The sequence below is a fragment of the Zoogloea sp. genome, assembly GCF_041914405.1.
Taxonomy (GTDB): domain Bacteria; phylum Pseudomonadota; class Gammaproteobacteria; order Burkholderiales; family Rhodocyclaceae; genus Zoogloea.
In genome coordinates this window covers 72,946-78,945 of record NZ_JAYSDK010000019.1, presented here as the reverse complement: position 1 = coordinate 78,945, position 6,000 = coordinate 72,946, and the positions used below count along the sequence as shown (strand labels likewise).

Below are 6,000 nucleotides of genomic sequence, written 5' to 3'. Positions count from 1 at the left end.
CGGGGCGCCCGGCCCCTTCCCTCCCCCCGGCGGGCCCCCCGCCCCCCGCCGGGGCCCAACCACCCCCCCCCCCACGGGTAATGTGCTCTCCGGCAGAGGCCGGTGAAAAACAAAAAAGCGCCGATTGCTCGGCGCTTTTTTGCGTTACCTGAGCAGCCGGCTGGCTGCTGCGAACTTACACCGACAGGGCCAGTTCGAACAGTTCTCGCTTGAGCACGAACTGCTTGGGCAGGCGGTCTTGCAGCTTGTCGAACCATTCCTGGTGGCCGGCCAGTTCGGTCTTCCAGGCGTCGGCGTCGATCTTGACCAGGGCTTCGAACTCAGCCTTGGTCACGTCGGAGCCAGTCCAGTCGATGTCTTCGTACTGGGGCATCCAGCCGAGGGCGTTTTCAGTGGCGTGCACGCGGCCGCGGACGCGGTCGACGATCCACTTGAGGACGCGCATGTTCTCGCCGAAGCCCGGCCACATGAACTCGCCCTTCTCGTTCATGCGGAACCAGTTGACGCAGAAGATGCCCGGCGCCTGGTCGACGGTGTGCCCCATCTTCAGCCAGTGGTTGAAGTAGTCACCCATGTGGTAGCCGCAGAACGGCAGCATGGCGAACGGGTCGCGACGAACCACGCCCTGGGCGCCGAAGGCCGCGGCAGTGGTTTCGGAGCCGAGGGTGGCGGCCATGTAAACGCCGAAGTTCCAGTTGAAGGCCTGGTACACCAGCGGCACGGTGGTGGCGCGACGGCCGCCGAAGATGAAGGCGGAGATGGGCACGCCGGCCGGGTCTTCCCACTTCGGGTCGATGGACGGGCACTGGCTGGCCGGGGCGGTGAAGCGGGAGTTCGGGTGGGCAGCCTTGCGGCCGGTTTCCTTGGCGATCTCCGGGGTCCAGTCCTTGCCTTGCCAGTCGACCAGGTGAGCCGGGGCTTCCTTGGTCATGCCTTCCCACCACACGTCACCGTCGTCGGTCAGCGCGACGTTGGTGAAGATGATGTTCTCGCGCAGCGTGGCCAGCGCGTTGTAGTTGGTCTTCTCGGAGGTGCCGGGGGCAACGCCGAAGAAGCCGGCTTCCGGGTTGATCGCGTAGAAGCGGGTGGAGCCGTCGGCTTCCTTGCGCGGCTTGATCCAGGCGATGTCGTCGCCAACGGTGGAGATCTTCCAGCCGTCGAAGGACTTGGGCGGGATCAGCATGGCGAAGTTGGTCTTGCCACAGGCGGACGGGAAGGCGGCGGCGACATAGGTCTTCTCGCCTTCGGGGCTCTCCACGCCGAGGATCAGCATGTGTTCGGCCAGCCAGCCTTCGTCGCGGGCCATGTTGGAGGCAATGCGCAGTGCGAAGCACTTCTTGCCGAGCAGGGCGTTGCCACCGTAGCCGGAGCCGTAGGACCAGATCTCGCGGGTTTCGGGGTAGTGGACGATGTACTTGACGGTCGGGTTGCAGGGCCAGCGGGAATCCTTCTCGCCATGGGCCAGCGGAGCGCCAACCGTGTGCACGCAGGGCACGAACTCACCGTCGGTGCCGAGCACGTCGAAGACGGCCTTGCCCATGCGGGTCATGGTGCGCATGTTGGTGACCACGTAGGGGCTGTCGGAGATTTCCACGCCGACGTGGGCGATCGGGGAACCGAGGGGGCCCATCGAGAACGGGATCACGTACAGGGTGCGACCGTGCATGCAGCCCTTGAACAGCTCGTTCAGGGTCTTGCGCATCTTGGCCGGATCTTCCCAGTTGTTGGTGGGGCCGGCGTCGTCCTTGTTGGCGGAACAGATGAAGGTACGGTCTTCGACGCGAGCCACGTCGGAGGGGTCGGACCAGGCGAGGTAGGAATTCTTGCGCTTTTCCGGGTTCAGCTTGATCAGCATCCCCGCTTCGACCATCTCGGCGCACAGGCGGTCGTATTCTTCTTCGGAGCCGTCACACCACACCACGCGGTCGGGCTCGGTAAGGGCTGCGATCTCGGCGACCCATTCCTTCAGTTTCTGGTGCTTGACGTAATCGGGGGCGGCGGCGATGGCGGCTTCGGCAATGCTTTGAGACATCTGACGATTCTCCAGGACGTTACGGATGCGTTGTTTCAAGTGCCGGTTTGGGGAGGCTTCCGGCTGGGCAATCGCGTCTTTTTTGGGCCACCAGGGCTCGGCGCGTATTATTGGCGTCAATCGGGATTAACCCGACCGACTTAGCCGCTCATTATGCCATGGTTCGCGGCATAGAGAAATGTACTCGAATGGCATTTCGTGCTGTGGATGTCACGAATTGCCGTAACGGCAAGATGGTTGGATGATGGCAGTACACAAACACACATCAACAATGGAGAGGGATACCTGAATGGATGAGCAAATTCGCCTGGCTGCACTTGAATACCACCGTCTGCCCAAGCCCGGGAAGATCGCCATCGCGCCGACCAAGGCGCTGACCAACCAGCAGGATTTGTCGCTGGCCTATTCGCCTGGCGTGGCGGCGGCCTGTGATGCGATCGTCGAGGATCCGGCCGAAGCCGCATCGCTGACCTCCCGCAGCAACCTGATCGGTGTCGTCACCAATGGCACGGCTGTGCTCGGCCTGGGCAACATCGGCCCGCTGGCGGCCAAGCCGGTGATGGAGGGTAAGGGCGTGCTGTTCAAGAAGTTCGCCGGTATCGACGTGTTCGACCTTGAAATCGACGAGCCCGATGCGGACAAGCTGATCGACATGATCGCGGCGCTGGAGCCGACCTTCGGCGGCATCAACCTCGAGGATATCAAGGCGCCGGAGTGCTTCTACATCGAGAGCAAGCTGCGCGAGCGGATGAAGATCCCGGTCTTCCACGATGACCAGCACGGCACCGCCATCGTCGTTGGGGCGGCGCTGCTTAACGGCATGCATCTGCTGGGCAAGGACCTTTCGAAGATCAAACTGGTCACCTCCGGCGCCGGCGCCGCCGCGCTGGCCTGCCTGGACCTGCTGGTGATGCTCGGCGTGCCCGTCGAGAACATCTGGGTCACCGACATCGAAGGCGTGGTGTACGAAGGCCGTACGACGCTGATGGATCCGATCAAGGCCCGCTACGCGAAGAAGACTGACGCCCGGAAGCTGACGGAGGTGATCGAGGGCGCCGACGTGTTTCTCGGCCTGTCCGCTGGTGGTGTGCTGAAGCCCGAGATGGTTGCCAAGATGGCATCGCGTCCGATGATCATGGCGCTGGCCAACCCGACACCGGAGATCCTGCCGGAAGAGGTCAAGACGGTCCGCGACGACGCGCTGATCGCCACTGGTCGTTCGGATTATCCGAACCAGGTCAACAACGTGCTGTGCTTCCCGTTCATCTTCCGCGGCGCGCTGGACGTCGGCGCGACGACGATCACCGATGAAATGAAGCTGGCCGCCGTGCGCGCCATCGCCGAGCTGGCCCGTGCCGAGGCCTCCGATATCGTGGCTGCAGCCTACGGCGAGAAGCTTTCCGGCTTCGGCCCCGAATACATCATTCCGAAGCCGTTTGACCCGCGCCTGATCGTCAAGATCGCGCCTGAAGTGGCCCGCGCGGCGATCGAGTCCGGCGTGGCGACGCGCCCGATCACCGATTTCGAAGCCTACCGCCAGCAGCTCAACAACTTCGTGTGGCAGTCCGGCCTGGTCATGAAGCCGGTGTTCCAGGCCGCCAAGCAGGCGCCCAAGCGCATCATCTTTGCTGAAGGTGAAGCAGAACGTGTGCTGCGTGCGGTGCAGACTGCGGTGGATGAGGGCATGTGCCGCCCGGTGCTGATCGGCCGCCCTGAGGTGGTGCTGCACAATATCGAGCGTTTCGGCCTGCGCCTGCGCCCCGAGCTGGACTTCGAGATGGTGAACCCGGACTCCGATCCGCGCTTCAACCAGCTGTGGTCCCACTACCACTCGCTGATGGAGCGCAAGGGTGTGTCGGTGGATTACGCCAAGCGTGAGGTGCGCCGCCGCACCACCCTGATCGGCGCGCTGCTGCTGCACTTCGGCTACGCTGATGGGATGATCTGCGGTACCTACGGCATGCACCACCTGCACCTCAAGTTCATCGAGACGGTGCTGGGCCGCCAGAAGGGCGTGCGCAACTTCTACACGATGAACCTGCTGGCCCTGCCGGACCGGACCGTGTTCCTGTGCGACACCTACGTCAACTACGATCCGACCCCAGAGCAGGTCGTCGAGATGACCCGCCTGGCCGCCGACGAGGTACGTCGCTTCGGCATCCAGCCGCGCATCGCGCTGCTGTCCCACTCCAGCTTCGGCACCGACAACTCGCCGACCGCCGAGAAGATGCGCAAGGCGCTGGTGTTGCTGCACAACGAGCATCCCGACCTGGAAGTGGAAGGCGAGATGCACGGTGATGCGGCGCTGGATGCGGGCATCCGCAAGCAGGTCTTCCCCAACGCCAAGATGAGCGAGGACGCCAACCTGCTGATCTTCCCGACGTTGGACGCCGCCAACATCGCCTTCAACCTGCTCAAGACCGCTGCCGGCGAAGGCATGACCATCGGCCCGATCCTGCTCGGTTCGGCCAAGCCGGTGCACATCCTGACCCCGACGGCGACGGTGCGCCGGATCGTCAACATGACGGCGCTGACGGTGGTCGAGGCGGGGCGTTGATCTAGGGCTAATGCCTCCGTCGTCCGGCGCCGTTAAACTCCGTGGATCTGATCATGGAGAGCGGGATGGCGGAGGAAGGCAAGGCGGCGCTGGTACTAACCGGTGGCGGGGCGCGGGCGGCCTATCAGGTCGGCGCGCTGCTCGCCATTCGGGAGGTATGGGGCCGGCGCCGGGAAAATCCTTTCCCGATCCTGTGCGGAACCTCCGCCGGCGCCGTCAATGCGGCGGCGCTGGCGGTGTTCTCCGCCAACTTCGATGAGGCTGTGCGCAAGCTCGCCTACATCTGGCGCAATTTCCGCGTCCATCACGTCTATCGGGCCGACACCGCGGCCGTCACCCAGTCGGTGCTGCGTTGGGGGTCCGCGATCTTCTTTGGCGCACTGGTGCGCCAGTCGCCACGCTCCCTGCTCGACAACACGCCACTGCGCGAACTGCTGGAAGCGCAGCTGGATTTCTCGGCCATTAGCCGGGCCATCGATGCCGGCCACCTGCGTGCCATCTCGGTCAGCGCGTCGGGGTACACTTCGGGCGACAACCTGGCTTTTTTCCAAGCCTGCGACGAGCTGCAGCCATGGCGCCGGGAGAAGCGCATCGGTATGCGTACCGAGCTGCAAGTCGAGCACCTGCTGGCCTCCAGTGCGATCCCCTTCGTTTTTCCGGCGGTGCGCATCAATCGGGAGTATTTCGGTGATGGTTCGATGCGCCAGCTGGCGCCGATCAGTCCGGCCATCCACCTCGGCGCGGAGCGCATCCTGGTAATCGCCGGCGGGCGGCGTTCGGAAGAGGCGCGCCAGCGCACCGACAGCTATCCGTCCCCGGCGCAAGTGGCTGGCCATGCGATGTCGAGTATCTTCCTCGATGGCCTGGCGATGGACCTGGAGCGCCTGGAGCGCATCAACACCACTCTCTCGGCCCTTACTCCGGAGCAACGGGCCGCCGCCGGCATTGCGTTGCGGCCCATCGAAACCCTGGTGATCGCACCCTCCCAGCGCCTTGATTATCTTGCGGCACGGCATCGGAATACCTTGCCGCGGGCCTTGAGCGTGGTCTTGCGCAGCATTGGTGCGATGCGCAAGGACGGCTCCGTGCTGCTTTCCTACCTGCTTTTCGAGCAGGCCTACACGCGCTCCCTGATGGAGTTGGGCTATCGGGATGCGATGGCCCGGCGAGTTGAACTGGCTCGTTTCCTGCGGATCGAAGGGCCCTGATGGGGAGCCATGCATGGCGTGTTGTCCGCGCGGTCGGGCAAGTGCAAAAAAGTCATTCACAAAAAACTTCAAAAATTTAAAATAACCCCTTATTTTGAATAAGAAGTATGTTGTTCGCGTTTGAGCCGGCCGGCGCTGCCGTTGAGTTCATTCATAACGCATTTGCCGCCCGAGCCTGATTTAGCCCGCGAGCTTGGTCTGTC

Annotated in this window: 3 protein-coding genes; 2 read left to right on the top strand and 1 reads right to left on the bottom strand. The window is 63.6% G+C overall.

All coding sequences use genetic code 11. From position 1 onward, the window contains the following. Positions 1 to 175: 175 nt before the first annotated feature. Positions 176 to 2,032 (bottom strand): phosphoenolpyruvate carboxykinase (GTP), encoded by a 1,857-nt coding sequence (locus tag ACE3RX_RS13010; RefSeq protein WP_374484225.1) that lies wholly within the window; start codon positions 2,030 to 2,032, stop codon positions 176 to 178. Between the two features lie 289 nt (positions 2,033 to 2,321). On the opposite strand from ACE3RX_RS13010, the gene ACE3RX_RS13005 reads away from it, so the two are divergent. Both ACE3RX_RS13005 and ACE3RX_RS13000 read left to right on the top strand, forming a co-directional pair. Beyond that, complete coding sequence (locus ACE3RX_RS13005) at positions 2,322 to 4,589, top strand: NADP-dependent malic enzyme (protein ID WP_374484218.1); 2,268 nt, start codon at positions 2,322 to 2,324, stop codon at positions 4,587 to 4,589. A 65-nt stretch (positions 4,590 to 4,654) separates the two neighbouring features. Beyond that, positions 4,655 to 5,797 carry a patatin-like phospholipase family protein gene (locus ACE3RX_RS13000; RefSeq protein WP_374484274.1) on the top strand — a complete coding sequence of 381 codons (1,143 nt, stop codon included), beginning with the start codon at positions 4,655 to 4,657 and terminating at the stop codon, positions 5,795 to 5,797. The last annotated feature ends 203 nt before the right edge of the window (positions 5,798 to 6,000 follow it).

What these genes read in the sequence shown, in the direction of transcription:
- ACE3RX_RS13005 (WP_374484218.1), top strand. Translation starts at nt 2,322, where the DNA reads ATGGATGAGCAAATTCGCCTGGCTGCACTTGAATACCACCGTCTGCCC.
- ACE3RX_RS13010 (WP_374484225.1), bottom strand. Translation starts at nt 2,032, where the DNA reads ATGTCTCAAAGCATTGCCGAAGCCGCCATCGCCGCCGCCCCCGATTAC.
- ACE3RX_RS13000 (WP_374484274.1), top strand. Translation starts at nt 4,655, where the DNA reads ATGGCGGAGGAAGGCAAGGCGGCGCTGGTACTAACCGGTGGCGGGGCG.